At 73.3% G+C, this 22,694-nt stretch carries 24 protein-coding genes and 1 other RNA gene; 18 read left to right on the top strand and 7 right to left on the bottom strand.

The features are described 5' to 3' along the window. Positions 1–16: 16 nt before the first annotated feature. Genes QWY29_RS02925 through QWY29_RS02935 form a run of 3 tightly spaced genes read right to left on the bottom strand, consistent with a single transcriptional unit; the run spans position 17 to position 3,088 of the window. On the bottom strand, positions 17–952 hold the full coding sequence (locus tag QWY29_RS02925; RefSeq protein WP_300959160.1) for a type II secretion system F family protein: 936 nt from the start codon (positions 950–952) through the stop codon (positions 17–19). Beyond that, complete coding sequence (locus QWY29_RS02930; protein ID WP_300959161.1) at positions 949–1,803, bottom strand: type II secretion system F family protein; 855 nt, start codon at positions 1,801–1,803, stop codon at positions 949–951. The genes QWY29_RS02925 and QWY29_RS02930 overlap by 4 nt, the downstream gene beginning before the upstream one ends. Position 1,804: 1 nt before the next feature. Beyond that, positions 1,805–3,088, bottom strand: a complete 1,284-nt coding sequence (locus QWY29_RS02935) for a TadA family conjugal transfer-associated ATPase (RefSeq protein ID WP_300959162.1) — start codon at positions 3,086–3,088, stop codon at positions 1,805–1,807. 410 nt (positions 3,089–3,498) lie between these two features. On the opposite strand from QWY29_RS02935, the gene QWY29_RS02940 reads away from it, so the two are divergent. From QWY29_RS02940 to prfB, 4 genes are all read left to right on the top strand, one after another. Beyond that, positions 3,499–4,656 carry a hypothetical protein gene (locus QWY29_RS02940; RefSeq protein WP_300959163.1) on the top strand — a complete coding sequence of 386 codons (1,158 nt, stop codon included), beginning with the start codon at positions 3,499–3,501 and terminating at the stop codon, positions 4,654–4,656. Continuing rightward, entirely contained in the window at positions 4,649–5,287 is a 639-nt protein-coding gene (locus QWY29_RS02945) for a class F sortase (RefSeq protein WP_300959164.1), read from the top strand. The genes QWY29_RS02940 and QWY29_RS02945 overlap by 8 nt, the downstream gene beginning before the upstream one ends. Before the next feature lie 78 nt (positions 5,288–5,365). Beyond that, entirely contained in the window at positions 5,366–5,842 is a 477-nt protein-coding gene (locus QWY29_RS02950) for a CAP domain-containing protein (RefSeq protein ID WP_300959165.1), read from the top strand. A gap of 58 nt (positions 5,843–5,900) precedes the next feature. Continuing rightward, positions 5,901–7,019 (top strand): peptide chain release factor 2, encoded by a 1,119-nt coding sequence (prfB, locus tag QWY29_RS02955; protein ID WP_300959166.1) that lies wholly within the window; start codon positions 5,901–5,903, stop codon positions 7,017–7,019. 6 nt (positions 7,020–7,025) lie between these two features. On the opposite strand, the gene QWY29_RS02960 is transcribed toward prfB, so the two are convergent. Both QWY29_RS02960 and QWY29_RS02965 read right to left on the bottom strand, forming a co-directional pair. Then, positions 7,026–8,636, bottom strand: coding sequence for a fibronectin type III domain-containing protein (locus tag QWY29_RS02960; RefSeq protein WP_300959167.1), 1,611 nt, complete (start codon positions 8,634–8,636; stop codon positions 7,026–7,028). A gap of 114 nt (positions 8,637–8,750) precedes the next feature. Next, positions 8,751–9,440, bottom strand: a complete 690-nt coding sequence (locus QWY29_RS02965) for a hypothetical protein (protein WP_300959168.1) — start codon at positions 9,438–9,440, stop codon at positions 8,751–8,753. A gap of 71 nt (positions 9,441–9,511) precedes the next feature. Here QWY29_RS02965 and ftsE point away from each other — a divergent pair, with 71 nt between their 5' ends. The 9 genes from ftsE to QWY29_RS03010 all read left to right on the top strand — a co-directional run bounded on the left by ftsE (position 9,512) and on the right by QWY29_RS03010 (position 16,532). Beyond that, on the top strand, positions 9,512–10,201 hold the full coding sequence (gene ftsE / locus QWY29_RS02970; RefSeq protein WP_300959169.1) for a cell division ATP-binding protein FtsE: 690 nt from the start codon (positions 9,512–9,514) through the stop codon (positions 10,199–10,201). A gap of 89 nt (positions 10,202–10,290) precedes the next feature. After that, positions 10,291–11,202: a permease-like cell division protein FtsX gene (gene ftsX / locus QWY29_RS02975; protein WP_300959170.1), complete on the top strand. Its 912-nt coding sequence runs from the start codon at positions 10,291–10,293 to the stop codon at positions 11,200–11,202. 106 nt (positions 11,203–11,308) lie between these two features. Next, positions 11,309–12,571 carry a M23 family metallopeptidase gene (locus tag QWY29_RS02980; RefSeq protein WP_300959171.1) on the top strand — a complete coding sequence of 421 codons (1,263 nt, stop codon included), beginning with the start codon at positions 11,309–11,311 and terminating at the stop codon, positions 12,569–12,571. A gap of 192 nt (positions 12,572–12,763) precedes the next feature. Continuing rightward, on the top strand, positions 12,764–13,243 hold the full coding sequence (smpB, locus tag QWY29_RS02985; protein WP_300959172.1) for an SsrA-binding protein SmpB: 480 nt from the start codon (positions 12,764–12,766) through the stop codon (positions 13,241–13,243). Continuing rightward, positions 13,236–14,153: an amidohydrolase family protein gene (locus QWY29_RS02990; protein ID WP_300959173.1), complete on the top strand. Its 918-nt coding sequence runs from the start codon at positions 13,236–13,238 to the stop codon at positions 14,151–14,153. The genes smpB and QWY29_RS02990 overlap by 8 nt, the downstream gene beginning before the upstream one ends. After that, complete coding sequence (locus tag QWY29_RS02995) at positions 14,150–14,653, top strand: hypothetical protein (protein ID WP_300959174.1); 504 nt, start codon at positions 14,150–14,152, stop codon at positions 14,651–14,653. The genes QWY29_RS02990 and QWY29_RS02995 overlap by 4 nt, the downstream gene beginning before the upstream one ends. Before the next feature lie 79 nt (positions 14,654–14,732). Continuing rightward, a complete protein-coding gene (locus QWY29_RS03000; RefSeq protein ID WP_300959175.1) occupies positions 14,733–15,374 on the top strand; it encodes a maleylpyruvate isomerase family mycothiol-dependent enzyme in 642 nt (213 codons plus the stop codon). Positions 15,375–15,448: 74 nt separating this feature from the next. Beyond that, positions 15,449–15,818, top strand: a transfer-messenger RNA (tmRNA) gene (ssrA, locus tag QWY29_RS03005). Between the two features lie 180 nt (positions 15,819–15,998). Then, positions 15,999–16,532 (top strand): DUF2243 domain-containing protein, encoded by a 534-nt coding sequence (locus QWY29_RS03010; RefSeq protein WP_300959176.1) that lies wholly within the window; start codon positions 15,999–16,001, stop codon positions 16,530–16,532. Between the two features lie 112 nt (positions 16,533–16,644). Here QWY29_RS03010 and QWY29_RS03015 read toward each other — a convergent pair whose 3' ends face one another. Both QWY29_RS03015 and QWY29_RS03020 read right to left on the bottom strand, forming a co-directional pair. Beyond that, positions 16,645–16,911 carry a metal-sensitive transcriptional regulator gene (locus QWY29_RS03015; RefSeq protein WP_300959177.1) on the bottom strand — a complete coding sequence of 89 codons (267 nt, stop codon included), beginning with the start codon at positions 16,909–16,911 and terminating at the stop codon, positions 16,645–16,647. Then, positions 16,911–17,324, bottom strand: a complete 414-nt coding sequence (locus QWY29_RS03020) for a DUF302 domain-containing protein (RefSeq protein ID WP_300959178.1) — start codon at positions 17,322–17,324, stop codon at positions 16,911–16,913. Before QWY29_RS03020 ends, QWY29_RS03015 begins: the two co-directional genes overlap by 1 nt. A 140-nt stretch (positions 17,325–17,464) precedes the next feature. Here QWY29_RS03020 and QWY29_RS03025 point away from each other — a divergent pair, with 140 nt between their 5' ends. The 5 genes from QWY29_RS03025 (at position 17,465) to QWY29_RS03045 (ending at position 22,612) form a co-directional block, all read left to right on the top strand. Then, positions 17,465–17,767, top strand: coding sequence for a rhodanese-like domain-containing protein (locus QWY29_RS03025; protein WP_300959179.1), 303 nt, complete (start codon positions 17,465–17,467; stop codon positions 17,765–17,767). A gap of 7 nt (positions 17,768–17,774) precedes the next feature. Continuing rightward, positions 17,775–19,229, top strand: a complete 1,455-nt coding sequence (locus QWY29_RS03030; protein WP_300959180.1) for an MBL fold metallo-hydrolase — start codon at positions 17,775–17,777, stop codon at positions 19,227–19,229. 1 nt (position 19,230) lies between these two features. Then, positions 19,231–20,061, top strand: a complete 831-nt coding sequence (locus tag QWY29_RS03035) for a TSUP family transporter (RefSeq protein WP_300959181.1) — start codon at positions 19,231–19,233, stop codon at positions 20,059–20,061. 135 nt (positions 20,062–20,196) lie between these two features. Further along, positions 20,197–22,398 (top strand): MMPL family transporter, encoded by a 2,202-nt coding sequence (locus tag QWY29_RS03040; RefSeq protein WP_300959182.1) that lies wholly within the window; start codon positions 20,197–20,199, stop codon positions 22,396–22,398. A 46-nt stretch (positions 22,399–22,444) separates the two neighbouring features. Continuing rightward, on the top strand, positions 22,445–22,612 hold the full coding sequence (locus tag QWY29_RS03045) for a DUF8730 family Cys-rich protein (RefSeq protein ID WP_300959183.1): 168 nt from the start codon (positions 22,445–22,447) through the stop codon (positions 22,610–22,612). The last annotated feature ends 82 nt before the right edge of the window (positions 22,613–22,694 follow it).

Genomic DNA, 22,694 nt, shown 5'->3' on the forward strand with positions numbered 1-22,694 from the left:
CGTGCGGCGCGGGTCGCTAGGGCGTGGTCAGGCTGAGCCCGACGACGCCGGGCCAGAAGGCGAACAGGACGGTCACGGGCAGCACGAGGAAGACGACCGGCACCATCATCAGCACCTCGCGGCGGGCGGCGACCTCGATGAGCTCGCGCCGGCCGGCCTCGCGCACGTCGGCCGCCTGGGCGTGCAGGACGTCGGCCAGGGGAGTGCCGCGCTCGACCGCCACCGCGATGCCCTGGGCGAACCGTGCGACCAGGGGCAGCCCCGACGTCGCGGCCAGGTGGTCGAAGGCGACCGGCACGGGCTCGCCGGTGCGCACGGCGGCCAGCACGCGGGCCAGGTCGCGGGAGAGCTCGCCGCCGCCGCGCTGCACGACGCGGTCCAGCGCGGAGACGGGGCTCTCGCCGGCGGCCACGGACAGCGCGAGCAGCTCGGCGACGGTGGGGAACTCGGCCAGGATGCGCCGCTCCCGTGACCGCACCTGCCCGGTGAGGTGCTGGTCGCGCGCCAGCACGCCGACGACGAAGGCGACGACACACAGGACGGCCGAGGACAGGACGCCGCCGGGGTCGCCGAGTGCGTCGAGCACGCCGTACGCCGCCGCGACGGCGAAGGCGACCAGCCCCCAGAGCACCTGCTCGACGCGGAAGTCGTGCACGGTGGCCTCCGAGCCCGCCCGCTCCAACCGGCGGCGCACCGAGGACGCGCCGCCGAGGACGCGCTCGACGGTGTCCGCGGCCGAGCGCAGCAGCGGGCCGTAGACGGCGGCGACCACCGACCGCGGGGCAGGTGTCGTGGTGGCCGGACCCGAGCCGGAGCGGGGGAGGTCGCGCAGGTAGGGGAGCACCCGGACGGCAAGCTGGGGCCGACGGGACGCGGCGACCCGGGTGATGACGAGGATCACGCCGACCGCGGTCGTCGCGCCGAGCAGGCCACCCCACACCGCGGGCGTCACGAGAGGATCCGTCCCTCGGTGGGCAGGCGGCCGATCCGCATCATCAGCCGGTAGGCGACGGCGCAGGTCGCCGCACCGACGACGAGCACGACGACGCCGCCAGGTGAGGCGTACCGCCGGATGACCTCGGACTGGAAGGACATGAACAGCAGCACCAGCCACGGCGCGGCCACCGCGAGACGTGCGCCGTTGACCGTCCATGCCTGCCGCGCCTCGAGCTCCGAGCGCGTGCGCAGGTCGTCGCGCAGGTAGCCCGAGAGGTTGCGCAGCAGCCTTCCGAGCTCGCCGCCGCCCACCTCGCGCGCCACCCGGAGGCCCTCGACGACGCGGTCGCCGACGGGGTCGGCGAGGCGCTCCTTCAACCGGTCGAGGCACTCACCGAACCGGCCCGTGACCTGGTAGTCGAGCGCGAAGTCGGCGAAGGCCGGCTGCAACGGCTCCGGCCCGCGCGTGCCGAGCGCGGCCAGTGCGTCCGGCAGCGACATGCCCGCCCGCACGGCGCTGGTGAGGTGGTCGACGGCCTCCGGCCACACCTCGGCCAGCTCGCGCTGCCGGCGTCGCGCGCGGCCCGTGACGACCGCGACGGGCAGGTAGGCACCCATCGCCCCGAACGCCAGCGCGACCGGCGCCGTGGCCGAGACCGCCTGGACGGCGACGGCGACCAGCACCCCCGACCCCAGGCAGAGCGCCGTGAACGACGTCGCCGAGACCGAGCGCAGGCCGGCCCGGTCGAGCAGCCGCCGCACGGGTCCGTCGGTGCGGACGCTCGTGGCGGGCGTCCGTGGCAGCGCGAAGGCCGACCACACCAGCAGCAGCCCGACGCCGACCCCGAGCCCGACCAGGGCGCCCACGTCAGCGGCCCCCGTGCGGCTCGCCGCCGAGCAGCGCGTGCGGGTCGATGCCGGCCCGCTCGAAGAGGTCCAGGCGCGGCGGCATCCCGCCGACCCGCCGCAGCTCTCCGCCCGCGCGCCGGAAGATCGGCTCGGTCTCGATGACGTCGTTCTCGACCCGGCCGGGCACGCCCACGACCTCGTTCACGCGGCGTACGCCGTGCTCGTCGACCCCGAGGTGCACGACCAGGTCGACCGACGCAGCGACCGTCGGGACGACGAAGCGGGCCGAGATGTTCTCGCCAGCCAGGAGCGGGAGGGTGCACATCTTCACCAAGGCCTCGCGGGCGGAGTTGGCGTGGATGGTGCACATCCCCGGCAAACCGGCGTTGAGCGCCAGGAGCAGGTCGAGGCACTCCTCGGCGCGAACCTCGCCGACCACGAGGCGTGAGGGCCGCATCCGCAGGCTCTCCTTGACCAGCTCGCGCAGCCGCACCTCGCCGGTGCCCTCCAGCCCCGCCTGGCGGGTCTGGAGCGGCACCCAGTCGGGGTGGTGAAAACGCAATTCAAAGACTTCCTCGGCGGAGATCACCCGCTCCCCGCCGGGGATCGCGCCGGCGAGGCAGTTGAGCATGGTCGTCTTCCCGGCCTGGGTGCCGCCGGCGACGATGATGTTGAGCCCGGCGCGGATGGACGCCTCGAGGAACGCTGCGGCGCGCGGGCTGAGCGACCCGAGCTCGACGAGGTCGGCGAGGCGGGTGGCCTTGAGCACGAACTTGCGGATGTTGACCGCCGAGAAGCCCCGGCTGATGCCGCGCAGCACGACGTGGAGGCGGTGGCCCTCGGGGAGCATGGCGTCGACGAACGGGCTGCTGACGTCGATGCGGCGGCCGCTGGACTTGAGCATCCGCTCGACGAGCTCGTCGACCTGCGCGCTGGTGAGCATCAGGTTGGTCAGCTCGTGGCGGCCGTTGCGGGCGATGAAGACACGGGTCGGGTCGTTGATCCAGATCTCCTCGACCGTCGGGTCGTCGAGAAAGGGCTGGAGGGGTCCGAAGCCGGAGACGCGGGCGACCAGCTCGCCGACGACCGCGCTGGGGTCGTGGACGGCGGCGACCTGCCCGGTGAGGCTGCGCTCGTCGTGGTCGCGCACGACGGACTCGGCGAGGCGGCGTACGACGGCGGCGTCGCGCTGCGGGTCGACGCCCTCGCGGCGCACGAGCTCGCGGACGTGCTGGTCGAGCTGCTCGACGAGGTCGAGGTGGATGTCCGGGCGTGCGGGCGCGGACGGGTGGGTCAGTGACATGCAGGTCCCCCGAGATGGTTGCTGCCGACCGGTCCATCATCACCGCTGGCGGCCGTGTGTAAAGGGGTCGTCCGTCGATCTGTGGAAGAACGAGGCTCGTGTGGCTCGAGGGGCGCTTCGCGGTGCCTGTCCGGGTGGTTGTCCACAGGTACCGGTCGGGCGGCGGGGTAGTCCGTGACGGTCCGCAGGTGTTCGGGCCCGATCCGCCTGCGGAACGTCACGGACTACCCCGGCTCGGGGCTCGGCGGCCCCGGGGGCAGGGGGTGGTCTGGACCGGGGCTTGACGAGGTTTCGGCGGAATGAGTTCAGGCAACACCTGTGCACACAACATGGCTGCGCCGTTGGGACCCGGTGCGCCGCTTTCTCACTCATGCACCGGGGAGACCCGGAACTCGGACACGGAGACAGTCATGCGATCGATCACGCCTGCCAGGAAGTACCTCGCCGTCGCCGCCGCGGTGGCCCTCACCGGATGGGCCGGGGTGGCGCCGGTGGCGGCCGACCCGGGCAACGGCAACGGCCAGTCCCAGGGTCCGGCGAACGGCCAGGGCCAGGGCAACGGCAACGGCAACGGCCAGGGCGCCGACAAGCCCGGCAACGCAGGCAACGGCAACGCGGACGGCGCGAAGCCGGGCAACGGTGGCAAGCCGGGCGCGGGCAACGGCAACGGCAACGGGCCGAAGCCCGGCACCGGACCCAAGCCCGGCAACGGCCCCAAGCCCGGGAACGGCGGCAAGCCGGACAACGGCGACAAGCCGGGCGGCGGCAACGGCAACGGCAACGGCCCGAAGCCGGGCAACGGCGGCGGCAAACCGGGCGGGGGCGACCCGGCCGGCAACAACGGCACGGTGAAGATCGCGCCGTACGGCGAGATGGACGGCATCCCGAACAACAGCCCGCACCCCGGCTGCACCTTCCAGGTCGAGTGGTACGGCTTCGACGAGGGCGCGGACGTCGTGTCCACGGTCAGCTTCGCGATGCACGCCCCGACCAGCGACGTCGGCCTGACCGTCGACGGCCCGGGCACGGTCTTCGTCGGTGGCGACCCCGCGAGCGGCGCGGGCACGGAGACCGGCCTGGACGGCACGGCGACGTACACGCTGTCCTTCGACGGCGAGCCGCACCCCAAGCAGGGCTACCACGTGAAGCTGACGGTGGCGACGCCGCGCAGCAACGGCAACGACACCAAGACCAAGGTGTTCTGGGTCGAGCCGTGCGAGACGGCCCCGGCGGCACCGACCACCCCGGCCGACGAGCCGACCGCGGGCACCACGGACCCGGCGGTCGCGGACGGTGGGTCCGAGCAGGCGGGCGAGCAGGCGGGCGAGCAGGTCGAGGCCGGCGTCCTCGGCGTCCAGGCCTCCGCGTCCCCGGCGGAGGACGCGGGCGTGCTCGGCGCGACCGCCACGGCCGAGGACGACGACGCGGCGGTCCCGACCGCCGTCGACGCTGGTGAGGACGGCAACCCGGTGCTCGACCTGGTGTCCTCGCCCCTGCCCTGGATCGTGATCGGGCTCGGCCTCGCCACCGCCGCGGTCGTGCTGGTCCGCCGCCGCCAGGGTGCCTGAGCCCACGAGCACGACGAGTCGCGGTCGCGGCAGGGCCACCACCTGGGCGGCCCTGGTCGCGGCCGCGGCGCTCGTCGTCGTCGGCGTGGTCTGGCTGGCGCGCGACACGGGGCAGACCCGGGTCGTCCGCGAGCAGCCGACCGCCAGTCCGAGCCCGTCGATCGGCACCACCGCCGAGGCGGTGCCGGCGCCGCGCCGCCCGGGCGCGCCGGTCCGCCTGCGCATCCCGCGCCTCGACGTCGACGCCCCGGTCGACCCGGTCAAGGCGCCCGACCGCACGCTCGTCCCGCCCTCGGACCCGCAGCGGCTCGGCTGGTGGGCCGACGGCGCGCGCCCCGGTGACCGCGAGGGCAGCGCCCTGGTCGCCGGCCACACCGTGCACACCGGCGGTGGCGCGCTCGACGACCTCGAGGAGCTCGAGGAGGGCGACCGGCTGGTGGTGCGCACCGACGCCGGCGTGCTGCGGTACGCCGTGGAGCGGGTCCGCATCTACACCAAGGGCCGGCTGGCGACCGACGCGGAGCGGCTTTTCAGCCAGGACGTCCCCGGCCGGCTGGTGGTCATCACCTGCGAGGACTGGGACGGCAGCCGCTACCTCAGCAACGTGGTCGTCACGGCCGTCCCGGTCTGACCAGGAGCGGCCGACCGATCGGGTGGACCTCCCCATGAGGGGGTGCGCGACGGCGGCCACCCGTCGTACCGTCGCGGGGTGGCTCGTCTCGGAACCCAGCTGCTCGCGACCCTCCTCCTCGGCCCGGCCCTCGCCGCGGCCCTGCTCGTCGTGCCCGCTCCGGCGCAGGCGGCGACGCCTGCCCAGGAGTACGCGCGGGCGGCCTTCTCGACCACCAACAAGGTCCGCGCCGAGCGCGACCGGGGGAAGCTGAAGAACGACGCCTGCCTTCGCAAGGCCGCCGCCCGCCAGGCGAAGCTGATGGCGGGCCAGACCACGATCTTCCACCAGGCGATCGAGGCGCTGCTCGACGGCTGCACGCTGGAGATGGTGGGGGAGAACGTCGCCTACGGCTACGCCACCGGCAAGGCGGTCGTGCGGAAGGGCTGGATGAAGTCGCCGGGCCACCGCGCCAACATCCTGCGCAAGGGCTACACCCGGATGGGCATCGCGGCGCGAAAGTCGCAGGACGGCACGTGGTACGTCGCGCAGGTCTTCGGCCGCCCGGTCGGCTGAGCCCGGGCCCGGCCGGCGATGAGCGCGGCGCTGCGCGAGCGGCGTACTCTTCGTCATCGTGGCAGGCCCCGACTTCGACGTAGCGATCAAGCAGCTCCAGGCGACCATGCGCACCATCGAGCAGGTGCTCGACGTGGACGCGATGCGCAGGGAGATCGCCGACCTCGGTGAGCAGGTGGCGGCGCCGGACCTGTGGGACGACCAGGTCAACGCGCAGCGCGTCACCGGTCGCCTCTCGGCGCTCCAGGGCGAGCTCGAGCGGTTCACCGGTCTCTCCGAGCGGATCGAGGACCTCGGCGTGCTCGTCGAGCTCGGCCAGGAGGAGGGCGACGCCGACTCGATGGCCGAGGCCGAGGCCGAGCTGGGCAAGATCCGCAAGGCGGTCGAGGCGCTCGAGGTCCGCACCCTGCTCAACGGCGAGTACGACGCCCGCGAGGCGCTGGTCTCGATCCGTGCGGGCGCCGGTGGCGTCGACGCCGCGGACTTCGCCGAGTCGCTGATGCGGATGTACACGCGCTGGGCCGAGCAGCACAAGTACCCCGTCGAGGTCTTCGAGACCTCCTACGCGGAGGAGGCGGGCCTGAAGTCGGCCACCTTCGCGATCCACGCGCCCTACGCCTACGGCACCCTCTCCGTGGAGGCCGGCACCCACCGCCTGGTGCGGATCAGCCCCTTCGACAACCAGGGCCGCCGCCAGACCAGCTTCGCCGCGGTCGAGGTCGTGCCGGTGCTCGAGCAGACCGACGAGATCGAGATCCCCGAGGAGGAGATCCGGGTCGACGTCTACCGCTCCGGCGGGCCCGGCGGCCAGTCGGTCAACACCACCGACTCCGCGGTGCGCCTGACCCACCTGCCCACCGGCACGGTCGTCAGCTGCCAGAACGAGAAGAGCCAGCTGCAGAACAAGGCCAGCGCCATGGTCGTCCTCAAGGCCAAGCTCCTCGCCCGCAAGAAGGCCGAGGAGAAGGCGCAGCTGGACGAGATGCGCGGCGACGTGCAGGCGTCGTGGGGCGACCAGATGCGCAACTACGTGCTGAACCCCTACCAGGTCGTCAAGGACCTGCGCACCGGCTTCGAGTCGGGCAACCCCTCGTCGGTCTTCGACGGGGACCTCGACGGCTTCCTCGAGGCCGGCATCCGGTGGCGCCGCGGCGCCGACCGGGCCGAGGAGAACTGACCGCCCTCAGCGCAGCCTGACCGCGCGGGAGCGGGGACCGGCCGGTCCCCAGCCCTCGCTGTTGCGCGCCCGGACGGAGAACGTCCACCGGGTGCCGCGCGTCGCCCGGAACGTGACGCCGGTGCCGGTCAGCTGTCCCGAGCGCACCGTCTGGCGGACCTTCGAGCCCTGCATCCGGTGGGCGAGGACCTGGTACGCCGCGACGGGGGCGCCGCCGTCGGCCTTCGGCGCCGACCAGCGCACCGTGGCGGTGGCCGGGCCGCCCTTCGCCCCGCGCGTGGCCGTGGGGCGGGCGATCCGGCCGGGGGGCCCGACGACGGCGGGCTGCTCCGGGGCCGGCTCGAGGGGACTGGTCGGACCGGTGGTGCTGCCGGTGCAGCCGGTGACGTCGAGCGTGTAGGCGCCGATGCTCCCGTAGTCGTCGTAGCCCAGCGCCGGTGCGCCGACGCCGTCGACGACGACCCGCCAGCCGGCCGTGCCCTCCGTGCCGGTCCCGGCGCCGCTCGTGCCGACCGCGACGGTCACGGTCGCGGCGACCGGGCCGAGGGGGTCGGCGGCGGCGACCTCGCGGCCGGTGGGGTCGAGCAGCGTGATGCGCGGGTCGAGGTCGGGGCCGATGGCGGCGGGCCGCACGGTGGCGGTGACCTGGCCGCTGCACGCGCCGAGGTCGTAGACGTCGGTGTCGGTGCGGCTGCTGATGACGGCCGGGCCGGTCGGCGGCGTGGTGCCCTCGTCGCGCCGCAGCGCAGCGCCGGAGGAGGCGATCACGGCGACGTCGTCCTGGCGCTGCGTGGCGGCGGGGTAGGAGCCGTTGCTCCACTGGGTGACCCGGCGGGCGTAGGGCGCGCCCATGATCGGGCCCCAGGCGTCGTGGCCCTCGTAGTAGCCGTCGGTGCCGCGCCCGTCGTGCTCGAGCCCGAGGGTGTGCCCGACCTCGTGGCTGACGGCGTCGGCGACGCCGGCGGGGTCGTCCTGCATCCCGCCGGGGAAGATCCAGGCGGGGCGCAGCCGCCCGTCGGGGTCGACCTGGTCGAAGACGTCGACGAAGGCGACGCCGCCGCACTGGCGTGCGCACCACGCCCAGGCGGCGTCGCTGCTGGTGACCAGCGCGGTCATGCCGTAGGTCGTGTCGCCGGAGCCGCTGCGACGCAGCGCGGCCGGGCCGGGGTCCTCGGTCGTGACGTCGACGTCGAAGGGGGCGTAGTCCTCCGCGACCCGCGCCCAGACCTCCTGGATCGCGGTGCGCTCGGCGTCGGAGAACGACCCCGGCACGCCGTCGGTGTCCCACGGGCCGTGCCGGCCGGGTGCGATCGGGTCGTCGATGGCCTGCCACTCGGTGCCGGCCACGGTCGCGCCGTCGACGTCGAGGTGGATCACCCGGCTCGCGCCGGGGTTGCTGTGCAGCGCGAACGTCTCCGACAGCGGGTGGGGTGCCCGCGGCACGAACCTGCGCGCGGCCCGGGGCAGCTCCCGCGGGGCCGGGTCGACGACCACGACCGGGCTGTCGGTGGTCGCTGCCAGGCTCGCGTCGTCGGCCGACGCGGGCGTGCCGAGGGCCAGGGCGGGCACGAGGCCGGCGCCCACGACGAGGACGAGCAGCGAGGAGGCGGTGCGCATGACGGCACGACGCTAGTGCGCCCGCGGCGTCCCGGTGGTCGGATCGGCACCGACATGCCCCGTCCTAGGGAAAGAGACGGCGGAGGACCGGCCGTGGTCCGACCCGGGGGATCCTCAGTCGGGGCCGGTCGAGCCGGTGGTGGCGGTGACGACGGCCGCGCACCAGCGGCCGGCGCGGTCGAGGTGCTCGGCCCGGTCCAGCGCGCGCGGTGCGGTGATCGAGCAGACCAGCCACGCGTCGCCGAGCAGCCCGCGGTACGACGCCTCGCGGACGTCGCCGCGGTCGCAGACGAGCGCCACGTCGGGCTCGCCGAGGGCGGGCGCGTCCGGCACGCGCGAGCAGCCGCGGCCGGCCGCCGCGCCGTCGGCCAGCCCGCGGGCCCGCGCGGGGGTCACCGGCGGCGCGAAGACCCACCCGCGCGCCGTCGTACGGGTGTCGGACCACAGGCAGCCGTGCTCGTGGGAGACGTCGGTGACCGTCGGGGTCAGGGCGGCGGTCTCGCCGTTGTCGTAGGCCTCGGCGCGGGTGGGCTCCCCGCCGAGCGCGTCGACCACGGCGGCCTCGGCGATCCCGGCGCAGAAGGGGGCGCGCAGGGCGGCCAGGCCGCGGGTCTCGAGGCCGGCGAGGCTCTCGGGTGGCGAGACGGCCGCGGGTACGTCCTGCCCGGAGCCGGGTTCGCCCGGGCTGTCGGGGTCGTCGGACCCCTCGGGGCCGGCGACGCCCAGCCGGATGCCCAGGCCGGCGGCGACCACGAGGAGGGTCACGGCGAGGCTGGCGAGCAGCACGCGGGACGCCGATGGCATGGGCCACACCGTAGTGAGGCGCGCCTCGGCGGTCCGGGGCGCGGTGGGGCCGCTCGCGTACCGTCTCCCGGGTGATTCGCTTCGAGAAGGTCACCAAGACCTACCCCGGGTCGGGCAGCCCGGCCCTGGACCAGGTGTCGGTGGACGTCGAGAAGGGCGAGTTCGTCTTCCTCGTCGGCCAGTCCGGCTCGGGCAAGTCCACGGCCCTGCGGCTGGTGCTGCGCGAGGCGCGGCCGACCTCGGGCCGCGTCTACGTCGCCGGCAAGGAGATCAACCGCCTGGCCGGCTGGAAGGTGCCGCGGCTGCGGCGCCAGATCGGCACGGTGTTCCAGGACTTCCGCCTGCTGCCGAACAAGTCGGTGGGGGAGAACGTCGCCTTCGCCCTGCAGGTGATCGGCCGCTCGCGCGCCGACATCCGCTCGGTCGTCCCCGAGACCCTGGAGCTGGTGGGCCTGGAGGGCAAGGCCGACCGGATGCCCGACGAGCTCTCGGGCGGCGAGCAGCAGCGGGTCGCGATCGCCCGCGCCTTCGTCAACCGGCCGATGATCCTCATCGCCGACGAGCCCACCGGCAACCTCGACCCGTCCACCTCGGTCGGGATCATGAAGCTGCTGGATCGGATCAACCGCACCGGCACGACGGTCGTGATGGCCACCCACGACCACGGCATCGTCGACCAGATGCGCAAGCGCGTCATCGAGCTCGAGGACGGCCGGGTCGTGCGCGACCAGGCCCGCGGCGCCTACGGCTTCCAGCACTAGCCGCGCGCCGCCCGCCGGCGTGCGCCACCCCGCACCAACCCGCCGGCCACCCGTCGTACCCCTCCCAGGAACGGAAGCGCCTCCTCCCCATGCAGCTTCGCTACGTCTTCACCGAGCTCGGCCAGGGCCTGCGCCGCAACGTGTCGATGCACATCGCGGTCGTCCTGACCCTGTTCGTCTCCCTCACCCTCGTCGGCCTCGGCCTGCTGCTGAACCAGCAGGCCGACAAGGCCGCCGACCAGTGGGGCTCCCAGCTCCAGATCACCGTCTGGCTGTGCAAGGACGACGACGACAACCCGCGCTGCACCGGCGAGGTGACGGAGCCGCAGAAGGAGGCGATCGCCCAGGCGATCGACGACAACCCCGAGGCGGAGAGCCACTACTTCGAGACCAAGGAGGAGGCCTTCGAGAAGATCAAGGAGCTCCTCGGTCCCGAGCGGTTCGAGGGCCCCAACCCGGCCGCGACCGTCGACGACATGCCGCAGTCGGCGTGGATCACGCTGGAGGACCCCAACGAGTTCGAGGGCATCACCAGCGCCGTGCAGGGGCTGCCGGGCGTCTCCTCGATCCGCGACGCGCGCGAGGTGCTGCAGCCGATCTACGGCTCGATCACCGCGCTGAAGTACGGCGCGTGGGGCACGGCCGCGTTCCTCGTGCTCGCCGCGCTCATGCTGGTCGCCAACACCATCCGACTCGCCGCGCTGGCGCGGCGCCGCGAGATCGGCATCATGCGCCTGGTCGGCGCCTCGACGCTCTACATCGCGCTGCCGTTCCTCCTCGAGGCAATCGTGACCGCGGTCGTGGGTGTCGGGCTGGCGGCCGGGGCGCTCGGGGCGTTCATGTGGTTCGGCATCCACGAGCGGGCCGCGACCGGCCTGACGTTCATGCCGTGGATCGGCCTGCCGGAGTACACCACCACCGTGCTGGCCATCGGCGTGCTCGGCCCGGTGCTGACGCTGCTGCCGACACTCCTGCTGACGCGCAAATACCTCAAAGTCTGAGCCTCGGCGCATACGGTCGTCCCTGGTGTCACAGCGGCACCACCTGTCACACCTGTCCCGATCGACCGACTCCTTGCCCTGAACGCCGAAGACGAAGGCTGACCCGGTGCGTCTCTTCCCCCGTGCCGCCCGCCGCCGACTGGCCGCAGCGACCCTCGCCTGCTCCGTCGCCGTCGGCGCGCTCGCCGTCCCCCTCGCTGGTGCCGAGGACGACCTGAAGGACCAGCAGCAGAAGGTCCAGAAGGAGCTCAAGCACGCCGCCGGCGACCTCGAGCACTCCAGCGCCCGGCTGCGCAAGGCCGCCGCCCGCCTCGATGCCGCGAAGGAGCAGCTCGCCGACGCCAAGAGCGAGCTCGCCGACGTGCGCACCCGCCTCGGCGCCGCCCAGCGCCTCGACGAGCGGATGCAGGCCAAGCTGGAGGCCGCCGAGGCTCGGCTGGAGAAGGCGCGGGCCGACCTCGCCGACGGCCAGGCGGCGCTCGAGGTCCAGCGCGGCCGGGTCACCGACACGATCACCTCGATCTACGAGCAGGGCGACCCCGAGCTGCTCGCCTTCGCCTCGATCCTCGACGCGCAGACCCCCGAGGACCTCACCCGTCGGATGGCCGCCCAGGACGTCATGGTCGGCCGCGAGACCCGGGCCTACGACGACCTGCACGCCGCCGAGGTGCTGCTCGGCGTCCGCGAGAACAACGTCGAGGCCGCCACCAACGAGGTCGCCGACCAGCGCGCCGACGCCGCGGAGCACCTCGAGACGATGCGCGGCCTGCACGCCGAGGCCCGCGCCGCGGCGAGCACGGTGCGCGAGATGGTCGCCGGGCGGCGTACCGCCCAGGAGGCCGCCGCCCGAGCCCGCGCCCAGGACAAGGCGGTGCTCGAGCGGCTCCGGGCCAAGGAGCGCCGGATCAAGCAGCGCATCCTCGAGGCCGCGCGCCGCGCCGCGGCCAGGCACCGCGGCTACCGCGGCGCCACCGACGGCCTGCTGATGCGGCCCGTCGGCGGCCCGGTCACCTCGCCCTACGGCTACCGCGAGCACCCGATCTACCACTACTGGGGCCTGCACGACGGCACCGACTTCGGCGTCGGCTGCGGCACGCCGATGTACGCCGTCGCGTCCGGCACGGTGATGACCCGCTACTACTCCTCGGTCTACGGCAACCGGCTCTACCTCAACGTCGGCCAGGTCAACGGCCGGCTGGTCACCGCGGTCTACAACCACGCCACGGGGTACGTCGTCGGGCCCGGCGACAGCGTCGAGCGCGGCCAGGTCGTCGGCTACGTCGGCTCCACCGGCTGGTCGACCGGCTGCCACCTGCACTTCACCGTGCTCGCCAACGGGTCGTCCACGAACCCGATGCAGTTCTTCTGACGGTCGGTCCGGCTCGGGTGGCTGCGGCTGGGTGCAGGCATCCCACCTATTGGTGGTACGCCTGCGCTTCTGGGGTGTCGCGATGGCCCAGAAGGTCAGGCATCCCACCTATTGGTGGTACGCAAACACCCCCACGGGGCATGCCGCGCCCGCCGTGACATTCCCGTTGCGGGCCTCTGGGAGGATGGGGACATGCCGAAGGAGCAGGGCCAGAAGATGATCGCGCAGAACAAGAAGGCGCGACACGACTACGCCATCGAGGACACCTTCGAGGCCGGGCTCGTGCTGCAGGGCACCGAGGTGAAGTCGCTGCGGCAGGGCCGGGCGTCGCTGGTCGACGGGTTCGTCGACATCGACCGCGGCGAGGCGTGGCTGCACGGCGTGCACATCCCGGAGTACTCCCAGGGCACCTGGACCAACCACTCCGCGCGCCGCAAGCGCAAGCTGCTGCTGAACCGGATGGAGATCGACAAGATCGAGCGCCGCGTCAACGAGAAGGGCCTGACGGTCGTGCCGCTCGCGCTCTACTTCAAGGACGGCCGGGCGAAGATCGAGATCGGCCTGGCCAAGGGCAAGAAGTCGTGGGACAAGCGCAACGCGATCGCCGAGCGCACCGCCGACCGCGAGAAGGAGCAGGCCGTCGGCCGCTACCTGAAGGGCATGCGTGACTGAGGCGCGGCTCGGGCAGGAGGAGCGGCTCGACCGCAGCGCCGACGCGCCCGAGGTCGTCGCGTTCTGGGAGCAGCTCGGCCTGCCGGGGCTCTTCGACGTGCACGTGCACTTCCTGCCGCCCCCGATCCAGCGCGCGGTGTGGGCGGTCTTCGACGCCGCCGGCCCGAAGCTCGGCCGCGAGTGGCCGATCCGCTACCGCACGAGCGTCGAGGGCCGGGTCGACCTGCTGCGCGCGATGGGGGTACGCCGCTTCTCGGCCCTGCCCTACGCGCACAAGCCCGGCGTGGCGACGTACCTCAACGACTGGGCCGCGGACTTCGCCGAGCGCGTGCCGGAGAGCCTGCGGTCGGCGACCTTCTACCCCGAGGAGGGGGCGGCGGGGTACGTCGCCGGGGCGATCGAGGCGGGCACCGAGGTCTTCAAGCTGCACCTGCAGGTGGGGGAGTTCCACCTCGACGACCCGCTGCTCGCGCCGGTCTGGGGCGTGCTCGAGGACGCGGGCACGCCGGTGGTGGTGCACGCGGGCTCCGGGCCGGTGCCCAACGAGTTCACCGGGCCGGAGTCCACCCGACGTGTGCTCGCCCGGCACCCGCGGCTGGCGCTGGTCGTGGCCCACATGGGCGCGCCGGAGTTCGGCGAGTTCCTCGCGATGGCCGAGACCCACGAGCACGTCCGCCTCGACACCACCATGGTCTTCACGGACTTCTTCCCGGCGACGTACCCCACCGACCTGGTCGGCCGCCTGCGCGACCTCCAGCCCAAGGTGCTGCTCGGCAGCGACTTCCCGACCATCCCGTACCCCTACCGCCACCAGCTCGACGGGCTCGCCGCCCTCAACCTCGGCGACGACTGGCTGCGCGACGTCTGCTGGCACAACGGCGCCCGCCTCTTCGGGACGGAGCGGTCGTGACGATCCTCGTCCTGCTGATGTTCCTCGTGCCGGCGGTCCTGGGGCTGTTCGTCGTGGGCCTGGTCGTGCTGCTCCTGACCCGCTCGCGCGTCGCCCCGCAGCCGGTGGTCGCGCCGGGGCCGCACGGCCCGGTCGCGGTCCCGAGCACCTGGAACGTCCAGCTCCTCGGCACGGGCGTCCTCGGCCGGATGGGCAGCTCGCTGGCGTCGACGTACGGCACGCTCACCCTCGCCGACGGCCGGCTGGCCTTCACCCCCGACGGCGCCACCGTGCGGGAGTGGGACGTCCCGTGCGCCGAGGTCTGGGTGCGCCGGCAGGGGGTCGGGCCGTTCGCGGTCGCGTCGGTCCGCCTCTACGGACCGATGGGCGACCTGGAGTGCAACGTCAGCCGCGAGCACATCAACCGAATCTCGGCGAACTCGCTCAAGGACTTCCGCGAGGCCGGCTACGCCACCCAGTTCGTCGCCGCGGCGCAGGCCCACGGCGCCCGGGTCGCCTGAGCGACCCAGGCCCCGCGCCGCCCGCCGGATGGCCAGGATCGGGGATGCGCCCGCCGCGGTGCCGCGCGATCGTGGGGTGATGGACGCGACGGCCCGTCTGTGGGCGACGATCGCCGCCGAGCGGACGGCGTTCGCCGACCTGCTGGACACCCTCACCCCCGGGCAGTGGGCGACGCGCAGCCTCTGCCCGGCCTGGACCGTGCACGGGGTGGTGGCCCACCTGGTCAGCGCGCAGGACAGCGGGGTCCGCGCCAAGCTGGCCGCCGCCGTGCGCGGGCGCGGCGTCCCCAGCCGCGTCACCGAGCTGCTGGCCGAGGAGTACGCCGTGCGCCCGCCCGCCGAGCTCGTCTCCCGGTTCCGCGCCCTCGCCGACGCCCGGTTCGCCCCGCCCGGGATGGGTCCGCGGGCGCCGCTGGCCGACGTGATGGTCCACCGCCTCGACGTGGCCGTGCCGCTGGGGATCGCGGTCGACCGGCCGCCGGACGCCTGGGGCCCGGTGCTCGACTTCCTGGTCAGCCGCACGCCGATGCTCGGCGTCGTGCGCCGGGGGTTCCCGCGGGCGACGTACCGCGCCACCGACCTCGGGTGGGAGCACGGCACCGGCCCCGAGGTGCGCGGCCCCGCCGCCGCGCTGGGCTCGGTCCTCGCCGGGCGCCCGGCCCTGGTCGGCTGGCTCGGCGGGCCGGGCGTCGCCGCCGTGCGCACCTGGGTCGAGGCCTGAGCCGGTCCGCCGGGAACACTGGTGCGCCCGGCGTGGTTGGACCCGTAGACTGCCTCGTGCAGGACAACTCAAGAGGGGCTGATCGGTTTCGACTTGGGACGTTAGTCCCAGGGGAAGCGGGTCGAGGAGCCAGCGTCATCTCGTAAACGATCGCTGGAAACCAATAACTGCCAACGCTAAGCGCAGTTCCTTCGCTCTCGCCGCCTGAGCGGTGATCGAAGCGTCAGACCGGGCATCCGTCTCCGTCCCGGACCCTGGCGTCATCTAGGAGACTTGCTGCTCACTCCGTGTCACGGAGGGTGAGCGGGACTATTCCGTGACTGAGCCTGTCGGGGACGTGTCCGTGCGAGCCCCGGGGCCGAGAAAACGACATCACGGACTGCACCCGGAGAAGACCTGGTTCGACGCTCGAGGACGCGGGTTCGATTCCCGCCAGCTCCACCACCACCACCACCACCACCACCGGTCCCGGTCGGGTCGAGGACGTCGCGCCAGCGGCGTGCCGAGACCCCGCCGAGACACAGCCCTCTTGGAGAGCCGTCCCGACACCGTCGGGGCGGCTCTCGCTGGTCCGGGGCGCACCTCGAGGGACTGCGGCACGCGCACGCGGGTACTCCCGCGGTCATGACGTCCGCCGCGACATCCTCGGTCGCCTCCACGGTCGGGCAGCCCCCGTCCAAGGCGGCCGGCATCCTCCACGGCATCGGGCTCGGTGGCTTCGTCGACGGGATCGTGCTCCACCAGATCCTCCAGTGGCACCACATGGTCAGCGACGTCGGGGACTACCCGGTCACGACCGTGGCGGGGCTGGAGGTCAACACGATGGCCGACGGGTTCTTCCACGTCGCGTCGTGGTTGTTCGTCGTCGGGGCCTCGATCGTCACGCTCGCCCAGTGGCGCCAGGGCCGGCTCGCGCCGAGCTGGACGTTCCACCTCGGCGGGGTCCTCGTCGGGTGGGGTCTCTTCAACGTGGTCGAGGGGCTGGTCGACCACCAGCTGCTCGGCGTGCACCACGTCCGCGACGACCTCGGCGGACCGCTGTCCTGGGACCTCGGGTTCCTCGCCCTCGGCCTCGCCCTCGTCGTGGGCGGCTGGCTGCTGCAGCGCCTCGGCGAACGGCAGCTGGGCCACCAGGGCTGGACGCCTCGCCCCGAGTGAGCGCTGCGACTCCGGCTGCGGCACCGGCTGCGGCACCGCCTGCGGACGCGCCGCCGGACGCCGAGCCCGCCGCGGGCCGGCCGCGAACGTTCCGACGTCCGGGCCTGGCCCCTCACGCGAGCGCGAGGAAGAGCTTCTCCATCTTCTTGACGTCGACACCGTCGAGGCCCTCGTCGGACTCGGTGAGGCAATGCTGCAGGCCGGTGGCGACGATGGCGTACCCGGCCCGGGAGAGGGCCTTGTTGACAGCGGCGAGCTGGGTGAGGACGGACTCGCAGTCGGAGCCTTCCTCCATCATCCGGATCACGCTGGCGAGGTGGCCGTTCGCGCGCTTCATGCGCGTGATGATCGCCTTGATCTCACTCGGGTCCAGGTCCATCAGTTACTCCCCTCCAGGGCAGCCAGGGCTGCGGTCAACCGTTCGCGCGCGTCGGCAGCAACAGCGCGCAACGCGTCACCGTTCTTCCCCTCGGCGGCGAACGACATCATCGCGTCCGGGTCGAACGCCTCGACCACCGTGGTCGACTCGTCCACCGCCCGGACGACCACGTTGCACGGCAGCAGAGCCGCGATGGACGGCTCGGCCTCCAACGCCCGGTGCGCAAGCTGGGGCCGGCACGCCCCGAGGATCACCTGCGGGGCGACGTCGACGTCCAGCTTCTTCTTGAGAGTCGCCTTCAGGTCGATCTCGGTCAGCACGCCGAAGCCGACGTCCTCGAGCTCGGCGCGAACGGCGTCGACCGTCTCGTCGTAGGGCCGGTGCACCGTCGTGCTGATCGTGTAGTCCGTCATCTGCGCTTCCTCCTCCGGGTCCTGCTGCACCGCTTCCAGGCGGGCTTCCCCTACGACTGTACAACCCCCTGGGGGGTTCTGCTAACGTCGGACATATCCCCCCAGGGGGTTATGTGTTGAGGCACGAGAAAGGACACGAGATGCACGAGGTCGACATCGACCGGGCGGCAGCCGCCCACGACGCCGGCGCGGCGTTCGTGGACGTCCGCGAGCCGGCCGAGTACCGCGAGGGCCACCTCCCCGGCGCTCGCAACGTCCCGATGAGCCAGCTGACCGCGCGGCTCGACGAGCTGGATCGCAGCCGCCCGGTCTACGTCGTGTGCGCCTCGGGAAACCGCAGCAGCGCCATGACCGACGTCCTGACTGCCGCCGGCTTCGACGCGATCAACGTCGCGGGCGGCACCAGCGCCTGGATCCGTTCCGGGCGCCCGACCGAGAAGTGAGGCAGCCATGACCCACCAGCGAAACGACACCCCCGACCCTGCGACGAGCGAGGCCGAGCAGCACCCTGCCGGGCGGACCATCACCGTGCGTGTCATCGAGACGCACTCGCTGGGCGATCGCACCTACGTCGTCCACGACGGCGACGTCGCCTTCGTCGTGGACCCCCAGCGCGACATCGACCGGGTCCAGCAGGTCCTCCAGGACGACGGGGTCCGCCTGACGCACGTGCTCGAGACCCACGTCCACAACGACTACGTCACCGGCGGCCTGGCGCTCGCCGACGCCACCGGCGCGGCGTACCTCGTCAACGGCGAGGACGACGTCTCCTTCGACCGGACCCCGGTCCGCGACGGAGAGGTCGTCGAGGTGGGGACGCGGATGCGGGTCCGCGCCATCGCCACCCCCGGGCACACCTTCACCCACCTGTCCTACGCGCTCTCGACGGTCACCGACGGTCGCGAGGAGCCGTACGCCGTGTTCACCGGCGGGTCCCTGCTGTACGGCGCGACCGGGCGACCCGACCTGCTCGGCGAGGAGCACACCGACGCACTGGTGCGGCACCAGCACGCCTCGGCGCACCGGCTGGCCGCCGAGCTGCCCGACGACGCCGAGGTCTACCCGACCCACGGGTTCGGCTCGTTCTGCTCGGCTACCCAGTCGGATGCCACCTCCTCGACGATCGGGCAGGAGAAGCGCTCGAACCCGGTGCTGACCCAGGACGAGGAGACCTACGTCCGCGAGCTCCTCGACGGGCTGGGCGCCTGGCCGGCGTACTACGTCCACATGGGACCGGCCAACGCTGCCGGCCCCGCCGCACCCGACCTCTCCCCGGTCCAGGAGGCCGACGCGACCGAGCTGCGCCGCCGCATCGAGGCCGGCGAGTGGGTCGTGGACCTGCGCAACCGCACCGCGTTCGCCGCCGGTCACGCTCCGGGCACGGTCAACTTCGGGCTCGACGGCGCCTTCGCCACCTACCTCGGCTGGCTCATCGAGTGGGGCACCCCGGTGACCCTCCTCGGTGAGACCGAGGAGGACGTCGCGACCGCGCAGCGCGAGCTGGTCCGGATCGGCATCGACCGCCCCGCCGCGCAGGCCACCGGCGGCCCCGAGCGGTGGACGACCGACGGGGTCGCCGGCTTCCCGACCGCGACGTTCGCCGACCTCGCCCAGGTCCGCCATCACCGCGAGGTCGTCGTCCTCGACGTCCGCCGCGCCGACGAGCACGCCAAGGCCGCCATCGACGGCGCGGTCAACATCCCCGTGCACGAGCTGCCGCGCCGCGTCGCGGAGGTCCCGGCCGGAGAGGTGTGGGTGCACTGCGCCGGCGGCTACCGCGCCTCGATCGCGGCGTCCTTCGTCGCGGCCGCCGGCCGCACCCCGGTCGCGGTCGACGACACCTTCGACAACGCCGAGGAGGTCGGGCTCCACCTCGTCAGCCCCGGCGACGGGTCGCAGGACTGACATGAGCCTCGCCGTCGTGATCATCGCGGTCGCCGCCGGCGTCCTCATCGGATTGTCGTTGGGGGCGCTGGGCGGGGGCGGCTCGATCATGGCCGTCCCGGTCCTGGTCTACGCGTTGGACCAGTCCGCGGCGCAGGCAACCACCGGTTCGTTGGTCGTGGTCGGGGTGACCTCGCTGATCGCGGCGATCACCGCCCACCGGGCCGGCAACGTGCTCCTCGGCCGTGGCGTGGTGTTCGGTGCGGTGGCGATCGGCGGCGCCGCGGCGGGAGCGAAGGCGGCTGCGCACGTCCCCGACGACGCGCTCCTCGCGGCGTTCGCGGCCCTGATGCTCCTCGTCGGAGCCCTGATGACGTGGCGTCAGCTCAACCATCACCGCAGCGCGGACGAGCACCGCCCGCGGCCGACGCTGGACGACCCGATCATCACGTTCAGCCCGACCTTCGCCTGCCAGTGCCCGCGCGCCCTGAAGGTGCTGGTCACGGCCACCGCGGTCGGGCTGCTGACCGGCTTCCTCGGCGTCGGTGGCGGGTTCCTCGTCGTCCCCGCGCTGCTCCTCGCGCTCGCCCTGCCGATGGAGTACGCCGCCGGCACCTCGCTGGTGGTCATCACCATCACCAGCGCCGCGGCCCTCGTGGTCCGTGCTGGCACCGGGACCGCCCCGGACTGGGGTCCGGTCCTGGTCCTCACCGCAGCATCCGCCCTGGCCGCCGTCGCCGGAGCCCGCCTGGTCGACCGGGTCGACACCGACCGGCTCCAGAAGGTCTTCACCGCTCTGGTCCTCGGCGTCGCCGTCCTCACCGCGGCCCAGGCCCTCCCCGCCCTGACCTGACCTGACCGGTCAGCCCTGACGCGATGTCCCGCAGGACCGGCGCCGGCGCCCGCGCGGGCGCCTGCCCGCCCGGCCGGCCGGTCTGCCCCGCACTCGCGCACACAACGAACCCACCTGAACGAGAAACGGATCATCATGAGCAACACGACGGCGCCCCGTCACGCGGGTCCGCCCTCCCCGCCCGGCCCGACCCGGCCGGTCAGCGCTGACCTGGGGCCCCTGGGCCGCCTCGGCGTGTGGGTCACCGACCACGCCAAGCTCGTCACCGTCGTCTGGCTGCTGACCATCGCCGGCCTCGGCGCTTTCGCACCCCAGGTCGAGCACAACCTCTCCGGCGCCGGCTGGCAAGCAGAAGGCTCGGAGTCCGTGGAGGCCCGCGAGCTCGCCCGCGAGCACTTCGGCGGCAACGCCTCCTCCGCCATCCAGGTCGTCGTCCGCTCCACCGACGGGCCGGTCACCGAGGGCGAGGGCAAGCAGGTCCTCGCCGAGGTCACCGCCGTCCTCGAGGCCGAGCCGCGCATCGCCGAGGTGGTCGCGCCCACGCCGGGAGCGACCCTGTCCCAGGACGGCGACACCGCGATCGTGCTGGCCGGCGCCGGGGCGGACACCAACGAGATGGTCCGGGTCGCCACCGACCTCAAGGCCGAGCTCCAGGACCTCTCCACCGACGCCGTCGAGGTCAACCCCACCGGGTCCTCGCTGCTGTGGAGCGACTTCAACGAGGCCAACCTCGACGCGATGCTGACCTCGGAGCTCATGTCCTGGCCGGTGACCCTGGCCATCCTGGTCCTCGCCTTCGGCGCCCTCGTCGCCGCCGGGCTCCCGCTGCTCCTCACCCTGGCGGGTCTGGTCGCCTCCGCTGGTTCCCTGGTGCTCATCAACGAGCTCGTGCCGGTGTCCATCTGGGCGATGAACTTCGCGTTGATGTTCGCCCTCGCGCTCGGCATCGACTACGCCCTGTTCGTCGTGGTCCGCTACCGCGCCGCCCGCGCTGCGCGCGCCGGCAGCGGCCGCACCGACGTCGCCGGCAAGCAGTGGGCCATCGCCCAGACCATGGACACCGCCGGCAAGGCCGTCCTGCTCTCCGGCCTGACCGTGCTGATCTCGCTGTCCGCGGTGATGCTCGTGCCGTCCCCCTCGTTCCGCTCGATGGCAGGCGGGATCATGCTCTCGGTCGTCTTCGTCCTCGCCGCCACCCTCACCCTGCTGCCGCTGGTGCTGTTCAAGCTCGACGACCGCATCAACAAGGTCGCGCTGCCGTGGTCGAGGTCCGGCGAGCACCGCTCCCCGCGCTTCGCCGCCTGGGGCGAGCGGCTCTGGAAGCGGCCCCTGGCCTGGGGCCTGGCCTCCCTGGTCGTGCTGCTGGCCCTGGCCGCCCCGATCGCCGGGCTGAAGACCGCCATGCCCTCGATCAAGGTGCTGCCCGAGGACGCCTCGGCCCGGGTCGGCTACGACCAGGTCCAGGATTCCTTCGGCGAGGGCGCCCCCGGCACCCTGCAGCTCGTCATGGACGAGGCCGACGCCCCTGCGGCCACCGAGGTGCTCAAGAACGACGACGGCATCGCCGCCGCCATGCCTCCGATGCCCGCGGCCGACGACAGCGGGCTGGTCATGGTCCAGGCGGTCCCGACCGTCGACGCCTCCGACCCGCAGCTCGGCGAGACCGTCGACCGGCTCCGCGCCGACCTCCCGGACTCCGCCCTCGTCGGCGGCGCCCCGGTGGAGAACCTCGACCTCAAGACCCAGCTCGACGAGTCCACCCCGCTGGTCGTCGGCGTCGTCCTCGTCCTCGGCTTCCTGCTCCTGCTCGTCGCGCTCCAGGCACCGCTGATCTCGCTGCTGGGCACCCTGGCCAGCCTGCTGTCCACGGCCGCGGCCTTCGGCGTCGCGCGGCTGGTCTTCCAGGAGGGGTACGGCGCGGACCTGCTCGGCTTCGAGCCCCAGGGCTTCCTCGACGCCTGGGCGCCGGTGTTCTTCTTCGCGATGATCTTCGCGATCGCGATGGACTACACCGTCTTCCTGCTCGCCTCGGCCAAGGAGCACTACGAGCGCACCGGCGACGCCAAGGAGGCCATGGTCGGCTCGCTCGCCCACTCCGGGCGCGTGATCTTCGCCGCCGGCGCCGTCATGGTCGCGGTGTTCTTCACCTTCGCCCTGTCCGGCCCGATCCCACCCAAGGAGATGGGCGTCGTCCTCGGCGTCGCCGTCCTGCTCGACGCCTTCCTCGTCCGCCTGGTCCTGCTGCCGGTCCTGCTCCGCCTCACCGGCGACGCCGCCTGGTACACCCCGGCCTGGCTCAAGCGGATCCTGCCCACCATCACCTTCGCCCACGACTGACGGTCCACAGACCCACGCCACCAACCGATCAAGGAGAACCACACCCATGTGTCGACCGAAGACCTGCCGCACCTGCCAGAAGACCACCTGGGCCGGCTGCGGCCAGCACGTCGCCCAGGTCAAGGCGGCCGTGCCCGCCGGCCAGTGGTGCTCCGGCCACCCCAGCGCCGAGCGCGAGCGCGGCGGCCTCCTCAGCCGGCTCCTCCGCCGCTGACCCAGGCGGGGCGGCGACGACGAACCTCGAGCCGCCACCCGTCGGCGGGCCCTTCCGGCCGCGAGCCGCTCCGACGTCCGTC

Origin of the sequence: Nocardioides abyssi, assembly GCF_030412915.1 — a bacterium.
GTDB lineage: Bacteria > Actinomycetota > Actinomycetes > Propionibacteriales > Nocardioidaceae > Nocardioides > Nocardioides abyssi.

What these genes read in the sequence shown, in the direction of transcription:
- QWY29_RS02935 (WP_300959162.1), bottom strand. Translation starts at nt 3,088, where the DNA reads ATGTCACTGACCCACCCGTCCGCGCCCGCACGCCCGGACATCCACCTC.
- QWY29_RS02940 (WP_300959163.1), top strand. Translation starts at nt 3,499, where the DNA reads ATGCGATCGATCACGCCTGCCAGGAAGTACCTCGCCGTCGCCGCCGCG.
- QWY29_RS02960 (WP_300959167.1), bottom strand. Translation starts at nt 8,636, where the DNA reads ATGCGCACCGCCTCCTCGCTGCTCGTCCTCGTCGTGGGCGCCGGCCTC.
- QWY29_RS02965 (WP_300959168.1), bottom strand. Translation starts at nt 9,440, where the DNA reads ATGCCATCGGCGTCCCGCGTGCTGCTCGCCAGCCTCGCCGTGACCCTC.
- ftsX (WP_300959170.1), top strand. Translation starts at nt 10,291, where the DNA reads ATGCAGCTTCGCTACGTCTTCACCGAGCTCGGCCAGGGCCTGCGCCGC.
- smpB (WP_300959172.1), top strand. Translation starts at nt 12,764, where the DNA reads ATGCCGAAGGAGCAGGGCCAGAAGATGATCGCGCAGAACAAGAAGGCG.
- QWY29_RS03000 (WP_300959175.1), top strand. Translation starts at nt 14,733, where the DNA reads ATGGACGCGACGGCCCGTCTGTGGGCGACGATCGCCGCCGAGCGGACG.
- QWY29_RS03010 (WP_300959176.1), top strand. Translation starts at nt 15,999, where the DNA reads ATGACGTCCGCCGCGACATCCTCGGTCGCCTCCACGGTCGGGCAGCCC.
- QWY29_RS03015 (WP_300959177.1), bottom strand. Translation starts at nt 16,911, where the DNA reads ATGGACCTGGACCCGAGTGAGATCAAGGCGATCATCACGCGCATGAAG.
- QWY29_RS03020 (WP_300959178.1), bottom strand. Translation starts at nt 17,324, where the DNA reads ATGACGGACTACACGATCAGCACGACGGTGCACCGGCCCTACGACGAG.
- QWY29_RS03025 (WP_300959179.1), top strand. Translation starts at nt 17,465, where the DNA reads ATGCACGAGGTCGACATCGACCGGGCGGCAGCCGCCCACGACGCCGGC.
- QWY29_RS03030 (WP_300959180.1), top strand. Translation starts at nt 17,775, where the DNA reads ATGACCCACCAGCGAAACGACACCCCCGACCCTGCGACGAGCGAGGCC.
- QWY29_RS03035 (WP_300959181.1), top strand. Translation starts at nt 19,231, where the DNA reads ATGAGCCTCGCCGTCGTGATCATCGCGGTCGCCGCCGGCGTCCTCATC.
- QWY29_RS03040 (WP_300959182.1), top strand. Translation starts at nt 20,197, where the DNA reads ATGAGCAACACGACGGCGCCCCGTCACGCGGGTCCGCCCTCCCCGCCC.
- QWY29_RS03045 (WP_300959183.1), top strand. Translation starts at nt 22,445, where the DNA reads ATGTGTCGACCGAAGACCTGCCGCACCTGCCAGAAGACCACCTGGGCC.